Raw genomic sequence first — 17137 nt, forward strand, 5'->3', positions numbered from 1 at the left:
CGAGGGGGACTCATGCCTGTCATTTCCGATCCGTCGGAATTCAACGAGAACGAGCTCTACGTCGACCTGCGGGCGGCGATGCGGCTGCCGCTCTTCCTGAAGTGCGAGGGGTTCAACTTCGCGGGGTCGATCAAGATGAAGGCGGCCACCGAGATGGTGGACGCCGCCGAGCGCAGCGGCGCCCTGCGACCGGGGTCCGTCCTGGTCGAGTCGTCGTCCGGGAACCTGGGCGTGGCGCTGAGCGTGATCGCCGCGAGCCGCGGCTACGGGTTCCGGTGCGTGACCGACGCGCGCTGCAATCCGGCGACCCGGCGGATGATGGAGGCCCTGGGCAGCGTGGTCCACGTCGTGGACGAACCCGCGCTGCACGGCGGCTTCCTGGGCGCCCGGATCGCGTACGTGCGGGCGCTGTGCGCCTCGGACGACCGGTACGTCTGGCTCAACCAGTACGTCAACGAGAGCAACTGGCGGGCGCACTACCGCACCACGGCGCCGGCCATCGCCCGCCGCTTCCCGGACCTGGACGTGCTGTTCGTGGGGGCCGGCACGACCGGCACGCTGATGGGCTGCGCGCGCTGGTTCTGGCAGTGGCGGCGCCGGGTGCGGATCGTCGCGGTGGACAGCGTCGGCTCGGTGACCTTCGGCGGGCCCGCGCGCCCCCGGCTGATCCCCGGCCTCGGCATGGGCGTACGTCCGCCCCTGCTCGACGCGTCGTACGTCGACGACGTGGTGCACGTGGAGGAGGCGGACACCGTCCGCGTCTGCCGCCGGCTGGCCGCCCGGGGATTCCTCTTCGGCGGTTCCACCGGCACGGTGGTGAGCGGGGCGACCACCTGGCTGGACCTGCACGGGCGGCGCGACCTCACCTCGGTGGCGATCGCCCCCGACCTGGGCGAGCGCTACCTGGACACCGTCCACAGCCCGGACTGGTCGGTGGAGCCGCGCGGTGAGGACACGCTCGGCTCCGGCGACCTGGCCGCGCTCTCGCGCCCGGCCTGAGGGGGCGGCGGCGTACGGGCACACGGGGGGTGCGGCGGGAGTTTGGTGACGATCGCCGCACCACGGGTAGGTTCGCGTCATGGCAGCCAGCACCCACACCGTGACCAACCAGGCTCCGCCGCTGGTCGCGTACGACCTCTTCACCGCCGACCGGGCTCTCGTGGAGGCCGTCGACCGGCACCTCGATCCCGCGCTGCTCGACGGCGCGCGCGCCGAACTGTCGGCCCTCGGGCGCACCTCCGGGTCCGCCCAGGTCCAGAAGTGGGGCGCGCTGGCCAACGAGAACCCGCCGAAGCTCCTCACCCACGACCGCTACGGCGAGCGCGTCGACGAGGTCGAGTTCCATCCGTCCTGGCACCGGCTGCTCGGCAAGGGCGTCTCGGCCGGGCTGACGGCCGCCTGGGCGCGGCCCGGCGGTCATGTGCGGCGCGCGGCCGGTTTCCTGGTGTGGAGCCAGGTCGAGTCGGGCAACGGCTGCCCGCTGTCGATGACGCATGCGGCGGTGCCCGCGCTGCGCGCCGACCCGGCGCTGGCGGCCGAGTGGGAGCCGCGGCTGACCTCCACGGTCTACGACCAGGACCTGCGGCCGGCCGCCCTGAAGGCGGGCGCGCTGTTCGGGATGGGCATGACGGAGAAGCAGGGCGGCAGCGACGTCCGCGCGAACACGACGGTCGCGCGGGCGCTCGCCGAGGACGGGACGTACGAGCTGACGGGGCACAAGTGGTTCTGCTCGGCGCCGATGTCGGACGGCTTCCTGGTGCTGGCGCAGACGGGTCAGGCCGGCGGGGCGGGCGGTCCCACCTGCTTCCTGGTGCCGCGCGTGCTGGCGGACGGCACCCGCAACGTGTTCCGGATCCAGCGGCTCAAGGACAAGCTGGGCAACCGGTCGAACGCCTCCGCCGAGGTCGAGTTCGACGGGACCTGGGCGCGCCGGGTCGGCGAGGAGGGGCGCGGGGTGCGCACCATCATCGGGATGGTCGCGGCGACCCGGCTGGACTGCGTGCTCGGCTCGGCGGGGCTGATGCGGCAGGCCGTCGCGCAGGCCGTGCACCACTGCGAGTACCGCGAGGCGTTCGGCGGCCGGCTGATCGACAAGCCGCTGATGCGCAACGTGCTGGCGGACCTGGCCCTGGAGTCCGAGGCGGCGACGGCCCTCGCGCTGCGCCTGGCCGCCGCGTACGACGACGGCGGCGAGCAGGAGCGGGCCTTCCTGCGGCTCGCGGTGCCCGCGGCCAAGTACTGGGTGACCAAGCGGTGCACCCCGGTCGTGGCGGAGGCCCTGGAGTGCCTGGGCGGCAACGGGTACGTGGAGGAGTCCGGCATGCCGCGGCTGCTGCGCGAGTCGCCGCTCAACTCCATCTGGGAGGGCGCGGGCAACGTCCAGGCCCTCGACGTGCTGCGGGCCCTGCAGCGGGAGCCGGCCGCGCTGAACGCGTACCTCCGGGAGGTCGGGCTGGCGCGCGGCGCCGACCACCGCCTGGACGGGGCGATCAAGAACCTGCTGACCGAACTCGCCGACCTGGGCGGCGTCGAGGGGCGGGCCCGGCGGCTGGTCGAGCGGATCGCCGTGGTGCTGCAGGGCTCGCTGCTGGTGCGCTTCGCGCCGCCGGAGGTCGCCGACGCGTTCTGCGCCTCGCGCCTGGGCGGGGACTGGGGATCGTCGCTGGGAACGCTGCCGCACACCCTCGACCTGGCCGCGGTGGTGGAGCGCGCCCGCCCCGTCTCCTGACCCGTCCCGGGGCCCGGCCCCCTGATCCGTCCCGCCGCCCGGTGCGCGCCCCGCCCCGGCCGCGGTGGGCGCCTGAAGGTCATCCCCACCTATTACGGGGTATTCGGCCTGGCTCGCCCCCCTCTGCCGTACCATCCCTCTCACGGCCCCCCACATCCGTCTCCTCCGGCCCAACCGTCGGATCGAGGGAGGCAGTTGGCCGCCGACGGGAGGACGCATGACGTACCGAGGCAGACACCGCCGCCGGAACAAGGGGCGTGTCCTGCGGGGCGTCCTGTCCGGAACCGCCCTGGCCCTCACCGCCGCCGCCACCATCATCACCACCTCGCAGGCCGCGGGCAGCGACAACCCCGGCCCCCTGAAGCCCCTCACCTCGTCCGCCGAGACGAACAAGCTCCAGCTGCACGAGAACCTGGTCGCCGAGTCGACACTGGACACCCTGCAGAGCGGCATGGGCGGGGCCCTCGGCGTCGACGACGTCCTGAGGAGCGCCAACCACCCGATGCGCAACAAGGCCGACTGCGCCGCCACCGAGGCGGCCGCTCTGCCCGTCGAGCCGACCGCCACCCGCGCGTACTGCTGGGACAGCGGGGACGCCACCACGCAGAAGTGGCTGCCGCAGTCCGTGACCACCTCGGGCGACGCCGACGACGACGGCAAGTGGGGCTCCGACCGGGTCATCCTGGCCGGCTGGACCCACAACGACCACAGGGCGGGCGAGCCGGCGGCCGACAAGGGCCTGGCCAGGGTCGCCTTCATCGACGCGAACGACCCGAAGAACCTGAAGTACCGCTGGGTCCTGCTGGTCGCGCCGCTCTCGGGCGGCAAGGACTTCGGAGCCGTCCGCTCGCACATCGGCGGCATGGTCTGGTACCAGGACAAGCTGATCGTCACCGCGAAGAACGGCGCCGACCACGACAACGCCCTGTTCGTCTTCGACATGAACCGCATCCTGCGGGCCGACGTGAACAGCTCCGGGATCGGCAAGGTGGACGGCGGCTGGTCGGCGCGCGGCTACCAGTACGTACTGCCGGCCATGGGCTCGTACAACCTCACCGGCGGGGCGTGCAGCGCGGGCGACAACAATGCCCGCCCCTGTTTCGCCTCGATCTCCCTGGACCGCACCTCGGCCCCGGACAGCCTGGTCGCCAACGAGTGGTTCAGCTCGGGCGGCACCGAACCGGCCCGCGTCTGGCGCTACTCCTACAGCACCGCGAGCGAGCGCACGGGCCTGCTCGGCAGCGACGCAAACGGCATCGTGGACGCCGACGAGGCCTACGAGACCGACGCCGTCGGGCTCCAGGGGGTCCTGTCGCACACACCGGGCGGGGCGGACGAGGCCGACTGGTACACCGCCTACGCCCCGGGCACCCGTGATCGGCACGGCACGCTCTGGCGGCAGGACGAGAGCGCCGCGAAGGCCGCGCAGTGCGGGTCCGGCGGCACGTCGTACGCCTGCTGGGGGCAGCACACCGAGTCGCTGTCGTACTGGCAGGAGACCGGCGAGCTGTGGACGCTCACCGAGTGGGCGGCGAACGAGGACAACGAGTGGGAGCCACCGGCCATTCCGGAGCGGGTGCTGTACGCGGTCCCGCTGTCGGCGGTCGACGACGCGGTGCAGTGACCGTCCCGGCGACGCGGTGACCTTCACGCGCGGGCGGCCCCGGCGTGGAGCGGGGGCCGCCCGCGTGGTTCGCTGAGGCGCATGAGCATCGCTGTGACCACCTGGTCCCTGGAGCAGACCTCCCCGGCCGACCTGCTGCCCGCCGCCGCCCCGGACGGCGACGTCCGGATCGTCCGGGCCGAGGTGCCCTCCCCCGAGTTCAGCCGCTTCCTGTACGCCTCCGTCGGCGGCGACATCCGCTGGACGGACCGGCTCGGCTGGACGTACGCGCAGTGGCGGGAGGAGCTGGACCGCCCCGGCACCGAGACCTGGGTGGCGTACGACCGCGGGACCCCCGCCGGGTACGTGCAGCTGGGGGCGCGGGACGGCGGTGTCGTGGAGATCGTCTACTTCGGGCTGATCCCGGCCTTCCGCGGTCGGCGCATCGGCGGGCACCTCCTGTCGTACGGGGTCGCGCGGGCCTGGGACCTCGCCCACCGCTGGCCCGGCCGGGTGCCGACCGAGCGCGTCTGGTTGCATACGTGCAGCAAGGACGGGGAGCACGCGATGGACAACTACCTGCGCCGCGGCTTCAGGCTCTTCGACACCAAGGTCGAGGAGGAGCCGGAGGTGGCCGCACCCGGGCCCTGGCCCGGGGCACAGGTCGGCTGACCTGCCAGGACACCGCCCGCGCCACGTCCTGTGACCGACAGCACCCTTGTCTCACGAGTCGGGACAAGGGTGTCCACATCATGGATGAAGCTGGACTGTGTCCAGATCGCCGTGACACGCTTCCGTCATGTCTGGAACTGGAATTGCCTTGGTGAGTCGGCGCCACGTCGACCTCGGCCGCATGTCCAGTGCCATCTGTCCGGCCCGCTGATCCATCGCGCCAGGGGTTCGTGACCCCGCGCCCAGCACCGCCGACATCCCCCTGCCACGACGTGAGCAACGACGCGCACGTATGCCCGCATGCGCCCGTACGTGCTCGTACGCGCAGGTCAGAGCCGCATCCGCCGGTCCCGAAGGACGTAGAACCATGGCCGACACCCCACAGAATCCCGCTGCCGCCGCGCCGCGCCGCAAGGTGAGCCGTCACCGCGGCGAGGGTCAGTGGGCCGTCGGACACTTCACCCCGCTCAACGGCAACGAGCAGTTCAAGAAGGACGACGACGGTCTCAACGTGCGGACACGCATCGAGACGATCTACTCCAAGCGGGGCTTCGACTCGATCGACCCCAACGACCTGCGCGGCCGGATGCGCTGGTGGGGGCTGTACACCCAGCGCAAGCCCGGGATCGACGGCGGCAAGACCGCGGTCCTGGAGCCGGAGGAGCTGGACGACAAGTACTTCATGCTGCGGGTGCGGATCGACGGCGGACGCCTCACCACCCGGCAGCTGCGCGTCATCGGCGAGATCTCGCAGGAGTTCGCGCGCGGCACCGCCGACCTCACCGACCGGCAGAACGTCCAGTACCACTGGATCCGCATCGAGGACGTCCCGGAGATCTGGAACCGGCTGGAAGCCGTCGGGCTGTCCACGACCGAGGCCTGCGGTGACACGCCCCGCGTCATCCTCGGCTCGCCCGTCGCCGGCATCGCCGAGGACGAGATCATCGACGGCACCACGGCCATCGACGAGATCCAGCGCAAGTACATCGGCAGCAAGGAGTTCTCCAACCTGCCCCGCAAGTTCAAGACGGCGATCTCCGGTTCGCCGCTCCTCGACGTGGCCCATGAGATCAACGACGTGGCCTTCGTCGGCGTCGAGCACCCCGAGCACGGCCCCGGCTTCGACCTGTGGGTCGGCGGCGGACTGTCCACCAACCCGAAGATCGGCGTCCGGCTCGGCGCCTGGGTGCCGCTGGACGAGGTGCCCGAGGTCTGGGCGGGCGTGATCGGCATCTTCCGCGACTACGGCTACCGGCGGCTGCGCACGCGGGCCCGCCTCAAGTTCCTGGTCGCCGACTGGGGCCCGGAGAAGTTCCGCCGGATCCTTCAGGACGAATACCTGAAGCGCGAGCTCGTCGACGGACCGGCGCCCGCCCAGCCCGTGCAGCGCTGGCGCGACCACGTCGGTGTGCACCGGCAGCAGGACGGCCGCTTCTACGTCGGGTTCGCCCCGCGGGTGGGCCGGGTGGACGGCGCCACCCTCACGAAGATCGCCGAACTCGCCGAGGCGCACGGCTCGGGCCGGGTCCGTACCACCGTCGAGCAGAAGATGATCGTGCTCGACGTCGAGGAGCCGCAGGTCCAGTCACTGGTCGAGGCGCTGGAGGCGCTGGACCTGACCGCCCGGCCCTCCCCGTTCCGGCGCGGCACGATGGCCTGCACCGGCATCGAGTACTGCAAGCTCGCCATCGTCGAGACCAAGGCGCGCGGTGCCGCGCTGATCGACGAGCTGGAGCGCCGCATCCCCGCGTTCGACGAGCCGATCACCATCAACATCAACGGCTGCCCGAACGCCTGCGCCCGCATCCAGGTCGCGGACATCGGTCTCAAGGGCCAGCTGATGCTCGACGACAAGGGCGACCAGGTCGAGGGCTACCAGGTGCACCTGGGCGGCGCGCTCGGACTGGAGGCCAAGTTCGGCCGCAAGGTCCGCGGCCTGAAGGTCACCTCGGAGGAGCTGCCCGACTACATCGAGCGGGTCCTGACCCGTTTCGAGCAGGAGCGCGAGGACGGCGAGCGCTTCGCGGCCTGGGCGACCCGCGCCTCCGAGGAGTCCCTGACATGAGCGAGCGTGCGGCGCCCTTCTACTGCCCCTACTGCGGTGACGAGGACCTGCGTCCCGGGGAGCAGGGGCACGGCGCGTGGGAATGCGCGGCATGCAATCGAGCCTTCCAGCTGAAGTTCCTCGGGCTGCTGGCCCGGGGGGTCCAGCGCAACGACGGTGGAGGGGACGAGATATGACGACCGTTCGGACCGATACCGATACTGGTACCGACACCGATACCGACGCACGGCTCAGGAAGCTCGCCGAGCAGGCGGGCCGCGACCTCGAGGACGCCCCCGCCCTGGAGATCCTCCGGTGGGCCGCCGACACCTTCGGCGGGCAGTTCTGCGTGACCTCCTCGATGGAGGACGCGGTGGTCGCCCACCTCGCGTCCCGCGCCTTCCCCGGCGTGGACGTCGTGTTCCTCGACACCGGCTACCACTTCCCCGAGACCATCGGCACCCGGGACGCCGTCGAGGCCGTGATGGACGTCAACGTCATCACGCTCACCCCGCGGCAGACCGTGGCCGAGCAGGACGCCGAGCACGGGCCGAAGCTGCACGACCGCAACCCCGACCTGTGCTGCGCCCTGCGGAAGGTCGCGCCGCTGGAGCAGGGACTGACCGGGTACCGCGCCTGGGCCACGGGCCTGCGCCGCGACGAGTCCCCGACCCGCGCGAACACCCCGGTCGTCGGCTGGGACGCCAAGCGCCGCAAGGTCAAGATCTCGCCGATCGCCCGCTGGACGCAGGACGACGTGGACGCGTACGTGAGTGAGCACGGCGTCCTCACCAACCCGCTGCTCATGGACGGCTACCCGTCCGTCGGTTGCGCCCCCTGCACCCGCCGCGTGCTGGAGGGCGAGGACGCGCGCGCCGGCCGCTGGTCGGGCAGCGCGAAGACCGAGTGCGGACTGCACGGCTGACCATGACCGCGACGCCCCTGACGACCGCGACGGCCGTGACCGGCTCGACGATCCCGATGAACCAGGAGAACCAAGTGACCGGAGCCACCATCTGGCTCACGGGTCTGCCGAGCGCCGGCAAGACCACCATCGCGTACGAGCTGGCCGGACGGCTGCGCGAGGAGGGCCACCGCGTCGAGGTGCTCGACGGCGACGAGATCCGTACGTTCCTGACGGCGGGCCTCGGCTTCAGCCGCGAGGACCGGCACACGAACGTCCAGCGCATCGGCTTCCTCGCCGACCTGCTGTCCCGCAACGGCGTCAAGACGCTCGTCCCCGTCATCGCCCCGTACGCCGACAGCCGCGAGGCGGTGCGCAAGCGCCACGGGGCGAGCGGTGCCGCGTACCTGGAGGTGCATGTCGCCACGCCGGTCGAGGTGTGCAGCGAGCGGGACGTGAAGGGGCTGTACGCCAAGCAGGCCGCGGGGGAGATCTCCGGGCTGACCGGCGTCGACGACCCGTACGAGGAGCCCGAGTCGCCGGACCTGCGCATCGAGTCGCACACCCAGTCCGTGCAGGAGTCCGCGGCGGCGCTGTACGCGCTGCTCGCCGAGAGGGGTCTCGCATGACGACGACCGTCGCCGACGTCTCCGAGGAGGGGACCGGCAGCCCGTACGCCCTGAGCCACCTGGACGCTCTGGAGTCCGAGGCGGTGCACATCTTCCGTGAGGTGGCAGGCGAGTTCGAGCGGCCGGTGGTTCTGTTCTCCGGCGGCAAGGACTCCATCGTCATGCTGCATCTGGCGCTGAAGGCGTTCGCGCCCGCCGCGGTGCCCTTCTCCCTCCTGCACGTGGACACCGGACACAATTTCCCGGAGGTCCTGGAGTACCGCGACCGCACGGTCGAGAAGCACGGCCTGCGCCTGCACGTGGCCTCCGTGCAGGACTACATCGACCGCGGTGTGCTCAAGGAGCGCCCCGACGGCGTCCGCAACCCCCTGCAGACCCTGCCCCTGACCGAGAAGATCCAGGCCGAACGCTTCGACGCCGTCTTCGGCGGCGGACGCCGGGACGAGGAGAAGGCCCGCGCCAAGGAGCGCGTGTTCTCCCTGCGCGACGAGTTCTCCCAGTGGGACCCCCGCCGCCAGCGCCCCGAACTGTGGAACCTCTACAACGGCCGCCACGCCCCCGGCGAACACGTCCGCGTCTTCCCGCTGTCCAACTGGACCGAACTCGACGTGTGGCAGTACATCGCCCGCGAGGGCATCGAGCTGCCCCAGATCTACTTCGCGCACGAACGGGACGTCTTCCAGCGCGCCGGCATGTGGCTCACCGCCGGTGAATGGGGCGGCCCCAAGGACGGCGAGACGGTGCAGACCCGCCTCGTGCGCTACCGCACGGTCGGGGACATGTCCTGCACCGGCGCGGTCGACTCCCACGCCACCACCCTGGAAGCCGTGATCACCGAGATCGCCGCCTCCCGCCTCACCGAACGCGGCGCCACCCGCGCCGACGACAAGATGTCCGAGGCCGCGATGGAAGACCGCAAGCGCGAGGGGTACTTCTAACCATGACCAGCAGCACCGAACCCACCCAGCGCACCGAGCCCCTGTCGGCCGAGCAGCTGTCCGCAACGACACTGCTGCGCTTCGCGACCGCCGGTTCCGTCGACGACGGCAAGTCCACCCTCGTGGGACGCCTGCTCCACGACTCCAAGTCGGTCCTCACCGACCAGCTCGAAGCCGTCGAACACGCCTCCCGCAACCGCGGCCAGGACACCCCCGACCTCGCCCTGCTCACCGACGGCCTGCGCGCCGAACGCGAACAGGGCATCACCATCGACGTCGCCTACCGCTACTTCGCCACAGCGAAACGACGCTTCATCCTCGCCGACACCCCGGGGCATGTGCAGTACACCCGCAACATGGTCACCGGCGCCTCCACCGCCGAGCTGACGGTGGTCCTGGTCGACGCCCGCAACGGAGTCGTCGAACAGACCCGCCGCCACGCCGCCATCGCCGCCCTCCTGCGCGTCCCCCACGTCGTCCTCGCCGTGAACAAGATGGACCTCGTCGACTACCAGGAACCGGTGTTCGCCGCGATCGCCGAGGAGTTCACGGCGTACGCGTCCGAACTGGGCGTTCCCGAGATCACCGCGATCCCCATCTCCGCGCTCGCCGGGGACAACGTGGTGGACCCCTCCGCGAACATGGACTGGTACGGCGGGCCCACCTTCCTGGAGCACCTGGAGACCCTCCCGGTCAGCCACGACCTCGCGACCTGCCACGCGCGGCTGCCCGTGCAGTACGTGATCCGTCCGCAGACCGCCGAGCACCCGGACTACCGCGGGTACGCCGGCCAGATCGCGGCCGGCGCGTTCCGGGTCGGCGAGCAGGTCACCGTGCTGCCCTCGGGGCGCACCTCGCGAATCGCCTCGATCGACCTGCTGGGCGAGCCGGTCGACCTGGCCTGGACGACGCAGTCGGTGACGGTCCTCCTGGAGGACGACATCGACATCTCGCGCGGCGACCTGATCGTGCCGACCCAGGACGCGCCCGCGACGACGCAGGACATCGAGGCGACGGTCTGCCACGTCGCGGACGCGCCGCTGACCATCGGCCACCGGGTGCTGCTCAAGCACGGCACCCGCACGGTCAAGGCGGTCGTCAAGGACATCCCGTCGCGGCTGACCCTCGACGACCTGTCCCTGCACCCGCACCCGGGCCACCTGGTCGCCAACGACATCGGCCGCGTCAAGATCCGTACCGCCGAGCCGCTGCCGGTGGACGCGTACGCCGACTCCCGGCGCACCGGCTCGTTCATCCTCATCGACCCCGCCGACGGCACCACGCTCACCGCGGGCATGGTCGGCGAGTCCTTCGCCTCGCCGGAGCCGGTCAAGGCCGAGGCGGACGACGACGGGTGGGACTTCTGACATGGCCCCCACCGACTTCTACTCCACGTTCGCGAAGGAGGGCGGCCGCGTCGGCAGCGGCGCCCTCGGCGCCGGGCAGGGCGGGGTCGCGCGATGTGCGTGCTGACGTACGCGCACCGCCTGCGCGCCCTGTCCCCCCGCCCGCCGTCGCGGATACGACGAAGACCTGCCGACCTCCCGGCCACGACCTGAAGAACCGTGACCGCCGGGCCGACGAGAGGAATCCCTCCCGTGCCTGCCAAGGGCTCCACACTGCTTCGCCGCGGCATCGCCGCCGCCGCTGCTCTTCCCCTCCTCACCCTCGCCGCCTGCGGCTACGGTTCCGACTCCGAGGACGAGGGCACCTCGAAGGTCGCCGCCGAGGGCAAGAAGCTCTCCGCCGACACCGTGCGGATCGGCTACTTCCCGAACCTGACGCACGCCACCGCGCTCGTGGGTGACCAGGAAGGGCTGCTGCAGAAGGAGCTCGGGGGCACGAAGGCCTCGTACTCCCAGTTCAACGCGGGTCCCTCCGAGATCGAGGCGCTCAACTCCGGGTCGATCGACATCGGCTGGATCGGCCCCTCCCCCGCCATCAACGGCTACAGCACGACCGACGGCAAGGGCCTGCGGATCATCGGCGGTTCGGCGTCCGGCGGGGTGAAGCTGGTGGTGAACCCCAAGAAGGTCAAGTCCCTGAAGGACGTCAAGGGCAAGAAGATCGCCACCCCCCAGCTGGGCAACACGCAGGACGTGGCGTTCCTCAACTGGATCGCCGAGCAGGGCTGGAAGGTGAACGCCCAGAGCGGCAAGGGCGACGTCTCCGTGGTCCGTACGGACAACAAGATCACGCCGGACGCCTACAAGTCGGGCTCCATCGACGGCGCGTGGGTGCCGGAGCCGACCGCGTCCAAGCTGGTCGCCGAGGGTGCGAAGGTGCTGCTCGACGAGGCCGACCTGTGGCCGGACAAGAAGTTCGTGATCACGAACATCATCGTGTCGCAGAAGTTCCTGAAGGCGCACCCGGACGTCGTCGAGGCCGTGCTGCGCGGCTCGGTGAAGACCAACAAGTGGATCAACGCCAACCCGGACGAGGCGAAGGCCGCCGCCAACACCAAGCTCAAGGAGCTGTCCGGCAAGGAGCTGCCCGCCGAGGTCATCGACCCGGCGTGGAAGTCGATCCAGTTCACCGACGACCCGCTGGCCTCGACCCTCAACAGCGAGGCCGAGCACGCGGTGAAGGCCGGTCTGCTGGAGAAGCCGCTGCTCGACGGCATCTACGACCTCGCCCCGCTGAACAAGGTCCTGAAGGCCGAGGGCGCGGACCCGGTCGACGACGCCGGGCTCGGCGTCAAGTAGCCCCGTACACCCATGAGTTCCCAGGAGGTGACGACCATGGCAACCGCCCTCGCCAAGACCGCCGACACCGGTACGCCGGTGGAGTACGCCGCCCGCATCGAGCATGTCTCGAAGTCCTTCACCGGCCCCGCCGGGCAGCAGCTCGTCCTGGACGACATCACGCTCGATGTCGCCCCCGGCGAGTTCGTCACCCTCCTGGGAGCCTCCGGGTGCGGCAAGTCGACGCTGCTGAACCTGGTCGCCGGGCTCGACAAGCCGTCCGCGGGCGGTATCAGCACCGACGGCCGGCCGGCCCTGATGTTCCAGGAGCACGCCCTTTTCCCGTGGCTGACCGCGGGCAAGAACATCGAACTGGCCCTGCGGCTGCGGGGTCTGCCCAAGGCGGAGCGCCGTGGCAGGGCGGAGGAGCTCCTGGAGCTCGTCCGGCTGAAGGGCGCGTACGGCAAGCGGGTGCACGAGCTGTCGGGCGGTATGCGGCAGCGCGTCGCCCTGGCCCGCGCGCTCGCCCAGGACAGCCGGCTGCTGCTGATGGACGAGCCGTTCGCGGCCCTCGACGCCATCACGCGGGACGTGCTGCACGACGAGCTGACCCGTATCTGGCGCGAGACGCGCGTGTCGGTGCTGTTCGTGACGCACAACGTGCGCGAGGCGGTGCGGCTCGCCGAGCGCGTGGTGCTGCTGTCCTCGCGTCCGGGGCGCATCGCGCGGGAGTGGACGGTCGGCATCCCGCAGCCGCGCCGCATCGAGGACACCGAGGTGGCGGAGCTGTCCGTCGAGATCACCGAACAACTGCGTGGGGAGATCCGCCGTCATGGCCAGCACTGAGGCGAGCGCCGTCAAGGACACGGGAGCCACGGGCGCCGGGGATCTCGCCGGACTCGAGGCGGGCCTCGACGCGCTGGAGACGGTCCAGACCGGGCGCACCTCGTTCCGGAAGACCTTCGTGGAGAAGATCTTCCCCCCGATCGTGGCCGTGGCCCTGGTGCTGGTGGTCTGGCAGGTCCTGGTGTGGGCGGAGGTCACCGACAGCTACAAGCTGCCGGCGCCGTCCGCGGTCTGGGACGAGGTCCAGGAGGCCTGGCTGGAGGGCACGCTCCTCGAATACATCTGGACCAGCGTCTCCCGCGGTCTGCTGGGCTTCCTGATGGCGCTCGTCATCGGCACGCCGCTGGGGCTCCTCGTCGCGCGGGTGAAGTTCGTCCGCGCGGCGATCGGCCCGATCCTGTCCGGACTCCAGTCGCTGCCGTCGGTGGCGTGGGTGCCGCCGGCCGTCCTGTGGCTCGGGCTCAACGACTCGATGATGTACGCCGTCATCCTGCTCGGCGCGGTCCCCTCGATCGCCAACGGGCTCGTCTCCGGTGTCGACCAGGTGCCGCCGCTGTTCCTGCGGGCGGGCCGCACCCTGGGCGCGACGGGCCTGCGCGGCACCTGGCACATCGTGGTCCCGGCCGCGCTGCCCGGCTACCTGGCGGGGCTGAAGCAGGGCTGGGCGTTCTCGTGGCGCTCCCTGATGGCCGCCGAGATCATCGCGTCCTCGCCCGACCTGGGCATCGGCCTGGGCCAGCTCCTCGAGAACGGCCGTACGGCCAACAGCATGCCCATGGTGTTCCTCGCCATCCTCCTCATCCTGATCGTCGGCATCGCCATCGACCTGCTGATCTTCAGTCCGCTGGAGCGGTGGGTCCTGCGCAGCCGCGGTCTCCTCGTGAAGAGCTGACCGGAGAGCCGAGCGGAGAGCTGACCTCCATGCCGGAACCGGTACTCCTCGTCATCGCCCACGGCAGCCGCGACCCGCGTCATGCCGCGACCGTGCACGCCCTGGTACGCCGGGTGCGGGCGCGGCGGCCCGGGCTGCGCGTGGAGACCGGCTTCCTGGACTTCAACGTCCCCTCGGTCTCCGGTGTGCTGGAGTCCCTCGCCGCGGAGGGCGTACGGGACGTGGTGGCCCTGCCCCTGCTCCTCACCCGGGCCTTCCATGCCAAGTCGGACATCCCGGCGGTGCTGGGCCAGGCACCCGCCCGGCTGCGGATCCGGCAGGCCGAGGTGCTCGGCCCGTCGCCGCTGCTGACGTCCGCGCTCGAACGGCGCCTGTACGAGGCGGGGCTGTCCCCCGGCGACAAGTCCTCGACCGGGGTCGTACTGGCCTCGGCGGGGTCCACGGACCCGGAGGCGATCGCGGTGATCGCGGGAATCGCGCGGGAGTGGCGGCGGGCCGGCTGGTGCGCCGTGCGGCCCGCGTTCGCCTCCGCGTCGCTCCCCCGGACGGAGGAGGCGGTGGAGGCGCTGCGCGCGCTGGGGTGCGCGCGGGTGGCTGTCGCGCCGTACGTCCTCGCGCCGGGGTTCCTGCCGGACCGGATCGCGCGGGGTGCCGGCGTCGCTCGCGCGGAGGTGCTCGCGGACGTGCTGGGGGCGGCGCCGGAGGTGTGCCGGCTGCTGCTGACGCGGTACGACGAGGCGCGCCGCCCGGCGCTGGCCGCGCTGGGCGCCTGAGCCTTCTTCCGCCCCCGGACCTCCGTATCGCGCCGGCGCGCTCGTCCTCAGACGCCGGCCCGGGGGTGAAGAAACGTAAGTCACTACCTCCCGCCTGCCAAATCTGATGGGATGTCCGTCGCAGGTACGAGCCGGGGGACGGTGCAGGTGGCAGGTCGCGAGTTCGGGCATCACCTCGGGCTGCCCCACGCGCTGGCGGCCCTCCCGCTGGCCCCTCTCGTACCCGGCTACCCCCGTCTGGTCGCGGCCCAGCGTGCCGCAGGCCTGCGCCACCTCGGAGAGCTGCTCGCACCGGCCGGATTACGGGTCCTGGACGGCCTGTTCGTGCCGGCCGGCCCCCGCGGACGACGCCGGGTCGACGCCACCGTGCTGAGCGGCCTGCGCACCGGCCCCGGCCGGGCGGCCGGACCCGCGGGCGACCTCGCGGCCGAACTGGCCGCACTGCACCGCCGCGACCCGCAGGCCCTGCGCGGGGTCCTGCTCTACCAGCTGATCGAACTGCTCCAGGACCATCCGAGCGGCCACCACCCCGCCACCGCGGAGACCTTGGGGATCCACGCCGACGAGGCCGCCGGGCTCGTGGCGGCGGCCCGCGCGCGTCCCGCTCTGGACAGCGGGCAGCGGACCGCCGCCGAGTCGCTGGCCGACGCCTGGGCCGAACACCGGCTGCGCCGCGCGCACCGGCTCCTGGAGCGGCTGCCGCCCTACGGACGCGACCCGTCGCTCACCACCCTCCGGACCACGCTGGCCCGCCGGCTGCGGAACGCCGACGCCGCGCTGGACGCGGCCCGCGCCGCCGAGCGGGCGGGCGACCGCGAGGCCGCGACGCAGGAGTACCTGCGGGCCCTGCGCCTCGCGGCGGACGACCGCCGGGCCCTGTTCGGCCTCGTCCGCATCCACCGGCCCCGCCCCGGCGAGGAATCCGGCGACGAGCCGCTGGGCCGTGAACTGCGCCCGGATTCGGTGGCGTTGACGTGGGACGCGGCCGATCCCGAGGTGGCCTGGCGGATCCTGCGACTGCGGCGGGCCGCACGCGGCGGCACCGAGGTGCACGAGATCGACACCGGCGCGGACGGCGCCCGCGGCACCGCGGAGGACCGCGCCGCGCCGCTCGGCAGCGTGGTGCGGTACGTGGTCCTGCCGCTGCGTGAGGGCCGCGTGGACGGCGTCCCGCTCGTGGCACGGGAACTGCCCGTCACCCCGGAGGTGCGTGAACTGGTGCTGACCGACGGGCGGGAGCGGGTCGAGGGCACCTGGCGGCCGCCGCCCGGCGCCACCGAGGTGACCGTCGAGCGCACCGGGCCCGACGGCCGCGCCGCGCCGCTCCCCTGCGGGACCGTCCGGTTCACCGCCGCCGGACTGCCGCCCGGCCGGCACCGCTTCCGGGTCGTCTGCCACTACCGCACGCCCGAGGGCCGGGTCGTCGCCTCCCGCGGCGTCGTGGCGACCCGTACGGTGCACCGCTGGCCCGACCCCGTGACGACGCTCACGGCCACCGCCGAGGGCGGCGCGATCCGGTTCGCCTGGTCGGGGGCGGCAGGGGCGGCGGGAGCCGCGGGGTCGGACGGCACCGAGGTGCGGCTGGTGTGCTGGCCCGGTGAAGTTCCTTTGCCCGGAACCGAGTTGGCGGTCTGCGACGTACCCGGGCCGCTGCCCTGGCCCCGGCAGGAGGGCGACGAGGGCCTGCTGTGTCCGCCGCCCGGCACCCACGCCGAGGTGGCCGCCGTCGCCGTGCTGGGGGAACGGGCCGTGGCGGGCCCGGCCGTCACCGTCGAGGCACCCGCCGCCGTGACCGGCCTGACCGCGCGGCGGCAGGCGGACGGCCAGGTCCAGGTGGTCCTCGACTGGCCCGAGGGCACCGGGCAGCTGACCGTCAGCTGGAGCGAGCGCGGCGGGCGCACCGGCGAACGGGCCGTCGCCGCGCACCAGTACCGGCGCCAGGGCTTGCGGCTGCCGGTCGGCCGGGGCGGCGTCCGCATCAGGGCCGTACCCGCGCCGCGCACCTCGGGGGCGGTGGCCGCGCTGCCGGCGGGCGCCGAGACCGTGCTGCCGCCGGACGCATCCGTCGCGTACCGGCTGGTGCCCGCACCGCGCCGGGTGCTGCGGCGGGGCAGCCCCCTGCTCCGCGTCACCCTGTCCTCGCCCGACGGGGAGGTCCCGGCGGACGGGGAACCTCCGCTGCGGCTGCCCGAGTTCGTGTGCGTCGCGCGCAGCGGTACCCTCCGGCCGCGCGGGCCCGCCGACGGCACGACCGTCCTCAGGATCGCCGGTGACGAACTGCTGGCGCGCCGCACCGTCGAGCACGAACTGGCCCCGGCCCCCTGCCCGGCCCCGTACACCCTGCGCGGTTTCCTGCTCGGGGCCGACGCCGCCTCCGTACGGCTCGAAGAACCGTCCCCCGCGACCCTGGTGGTGCGCTGAATC

The 17137-nt window shown here is 72.4% G+C and carries 16 protein-coding genes; all 16 read left to right on the forward strand.

All coding sequences use genetic code 11. The annotated features are described in order from the left end of the window. Positions 1–12: 12 nt before the first annotated feature. The 16 genes from sbnA (at position 13) to QFZ75_RS09500 (ending at position 17134) form a co-directional block, all read left to right on the forward strand. Positions 13–999, forward strand: coding sequence for a 2,3-diaminopropionate biosynthesis protein SbnA (sbnA, locus tag QFZ75_RS09430; protein ID WP_307535484.1), 987 nt, complete (start codon positions 13–15; stop codon positions 997–999). 79 nt (positions 1000–1078) lie between these two features. Next, entirely contained in the window at positions 1079–2728 is a 1650-nt protein-coding gene (locus tag QFZ75_RS09435) for an acyl-CoA dehydrogenase family protein (RefSeq protein WP_307535486.1), read from the forward strand. Positions 2729–2945: 217 nt separating this feature from the next. Next, positions 2946–4352, forward strand: a complete 1407-nt coding sequence (locus tag QFZ75_RS09440) for a hypothetical protein (protein WP_307535487.1) — start codon at positions 2946–2948, stop codon at positions 4350–4352. A gap of 81 nt (positions 4353–4433) precedes the next feature. After that, the gene (locus tag QFZ75_RS09445) at positions 4434–5003 is read left to right on the forward strand and encodes a GNAT family N-acetyltransferase (RefSeq protein ID WP_307535488.1); all 570 of its coding nucleotides are present in this window, start codon (positions 4434–4436) and stop codon (positions 5001–5003) included. Between the two features lie 127 nt (positions 5004–5130). Then, positions 5131–5214 carry a putative leader peptide gene (locus QFZ75_RS41095; RefSeq protein ID WP_310591794.1) on the forward strand — a complete coding sequence of 28 codons (84 nt, stop codon included), beginning with the start codon at positions 5131–5133 and terminating at the stop codon, positions 5212–5214. Between the two features lie 156 nt (positions 5215–5370). After that, a complete protein-coding gene (locus tag QFZ75_RS09450; protein WP_307535489.1) occupies positions 5371–7068 on the forward strand; it encodes a nitrite/sulfite reductase in 1698 nt (565 codons plus the stop codon). Continuing rightward, complete coding sequence (locus QFZ75_RS09455; protein WP_307535490.1) at positions 7065–7244, forward strand: hypothetical protein; 180 nt, start codon at positions 7065–7067, stop codon at positions 7242–7244. The genes QFZ75_RS09450 and QFZ75_RS09455 overlap by 4 nt, the downstream gene beginning before the upstream one ends. Then, on the forward strand, positions 7241–7972 hold the full coding sequence (locus QFZ75_RS09460) for a phosphoadenylyl-sulfate reductase (protein ID WP_307535492.1): 732 nt from the start codon (positions 7241–7243) through the stop codon (positions 7970–7972). The genes QFZ75_RS09455 and QFZ75_RS09460 overlap by 4 nt, the downstream gene beginning before the upstream one ends. 56 nt (positions 7973–8028) lie before the next feature. Continuing rightward, positions 8029–8580, forward strand: coding sequence for an adenylyl-sulfate kinase (cysC, locus tag QFZ75_RS09465; RefSeq protein ID WP_307544346.1), 552 nt, complete (start codon positions 8029–8031; stop codon positions 8578–8580). Continuing rightward, positions 8577–9518 carry a sulfate adenylyltransferase subunit CysD gene (gene cysD, locus QFZ75_RS09470; RefSeq protein WP_307535493.1) on the forward strand — a complete coding sequence of 314 codons (942 nt, stop codon included), beginning with the start codon at positions 8577–8579 and terminating at the stop codon, positions 9516–9518. The genes cysC and cysD overlap by 4 nt, the downstream gene beginning before the upstream one ends. A 2-nt stretch (positions 9519–9520) precedes the next feature. Then, entirely contained in the window at positions 9521–10885 is a 1365-nt protein-coding gene (locus QFZ75_RS09475; protein ID WP_307535494.1) for a sulfate adenylyltransferase subunit 1, read from the forward strand. A 231-nt stretch (positions 10886–11116) separates the two neighbouring features. Next, positions 11117–12223: an aliphatic sulfonate ABC transporter substrate-binding protein gene (locus tag QFZ75_RS09480; protein WP_307535496.1), complete on the forward strand. Its 1107-nt coding sequence runs from the start codon at positions 11117–11119 to the stop codon at positions 12221–12223. 36 nt (positions 12224–12259) lie between these two features. Further along, a complete protein-coding gene (locus tag QFZ75_RS09485) occupies positions 12260–13048 on the forward strand; it encodes an ABC transporter ATP-binding protein (protein ID WP_307535497.1) in 789 nt (262 codons plus the stop codon). Continuing rightward, positions 13035–13940: an ABC transporter permease gene (locus tag QFZ75_RS09490; protein ID WP_307535499.1), complete on the forward strand. Its 906-nt coding sequence runs from the start codon at positions 13035–13037 to the stop codon at positions 13938–13940. Before QFZ75_RS09485 ends, QFZ75_RS09490 begins: the two co-directional genes overlap by 14 nt. Before the next feature lie 29 nt (positions 13941–13969). After that, the gene (locus QFZ75_RS09495) at positions 13970–14713 is read left to right on the forward strand and encodes a sirohydrochlorin chelatase (protein ID WP_307535500.1); all 744 of its coding nucleotides are present in this window, start codon (positions 13970–13972) and stop codon (positions 14711–14713) included. Between the two features lie 147 nt (positions 14714–14860). Beyond that, entirely contained in the window at positions 14861–17134 is a 2274-nt protein-coding gene (locus QFZ75_RS09500; RefSeq protein WP_307535501.1) for a hypothetical protein, read from the forward strand. Positions 17135–17137 lie beyond the last annotated feature (3 nt).

Origin of the sequence: Streptomyces sp. V3I8 (assembly GCF_030817535.1) — a bacterium.
Classification (GTDB): domain Bacteria; phylum Actinomycetota; class Actinomycetes; order Streptomycetales; family Streptomycetaceae; genus Streptomyces.

What these genes read in the sequence shown, in the direction of transcription:
- sbnA (WP_307535484.1), top strand. Translation starts at nt 13, where the DNA reads ATGCCTGTCATTTCCGATCCGTCGGAATTCAACGAGAACGAGCTCTAC.
- QFZ75_RS09435 (WP_307535486.1), top strand. Translation starts at nt 1,079, where the DNA reads ATGGCAGCCAGCACCCACACCGTGACCAACCAGGCTCCGCCGCTGGTC.
- QFZ75_RS09440 (WP_307535487.1), top strand. Translation starts at nt 2,946, where the DNA reads ATGACGTACCGAGGCAGACACCGCCGCCGGAACAAGGGGCGTGTCCTG.
- QFZ75_RS09445 (WP_307535488.1), top strand. Translation starts at nt 4,434, where the DNA reads ATGAGCATCGCTGTGACCACCTGGTCCCTGGAGCAGACCTCCCCGGCC.
- QFZ75_RS41095 (WP_310591794.1), top strand. Translation starts at nt 5,131, where the DNA reads ATGTCTGGAACTGGAATTGCCTTGGTGAGTCGGCGCCACGTCGACCTC.
- QFZ75_RS09450 (WP_307535489.1), top strand. Translation starts at nt 5,371, where the DNA reads ATGGCCGACACCCCACAGAATCCCGCTGCCGCCGCGCCGCGCCGCAAG.
- QFZ75_RS09455 (WP_307535490.1), top strand. Translation starts at nt 7,065, where the DNA reads ATGAGCGAGCGTGCGGCGCCCTTCTACTGCCCCTACTGCGGTGACGAG.
- QFZ75_RS09460 (WP_307535492.1), top strand. Translation starts at nt 7,241, where the DNA reads ATGACGACCGTTCGGACCGATACCGATACTGGTACCGACACCGATACC.
- cysC (WP_307544346.1), top strand. Translation starts at nt 8,029, where the DNA reads ATGAACCAGGAGAACCAAGTGACCGGAGCCACCATCTGGCTCACGGGT.
- cysD (WP_307535493.1), top strand. Translation starts at nt 8,577, where the DNA reads ATGACGACGACCGTCGCCGACGTCTCCGAGGAGGGGACCGGCAGCCCG.
- QFZ75_RS09475 (WP_307535494.1), top strand. Translation starts at nt 9,521, where the DNA reads ATGACCAGCAGCACCGAACCCACCCAGCGCACCGAGCCCCTGTCGGCC.
- QFZ75_RS09485 (WP_307535497.1), top strand. Translation starts at nt 12,260, where the DNA reads ATGGCAACCGCCCTCGCCAAGACCGCCGACACCGGTACGCCGGTGGAG.
- QFZ75_RS09490 (WP_307535499.1), top strand. Translation starts at nt 13,035, where the DNA reads ATGGCCAGCACTGAGGCGAGCGCCGTCAAGGACACGGGAGCCACGGGC.
- QFZ75_RS09495 (WP_307535500.1), top strand. Translation starts at nt 13,970, where the DNA reads ATGCCGGAACCGGTACTCCTCGTCATCGCCCACGGCAGCCGCGACCCG.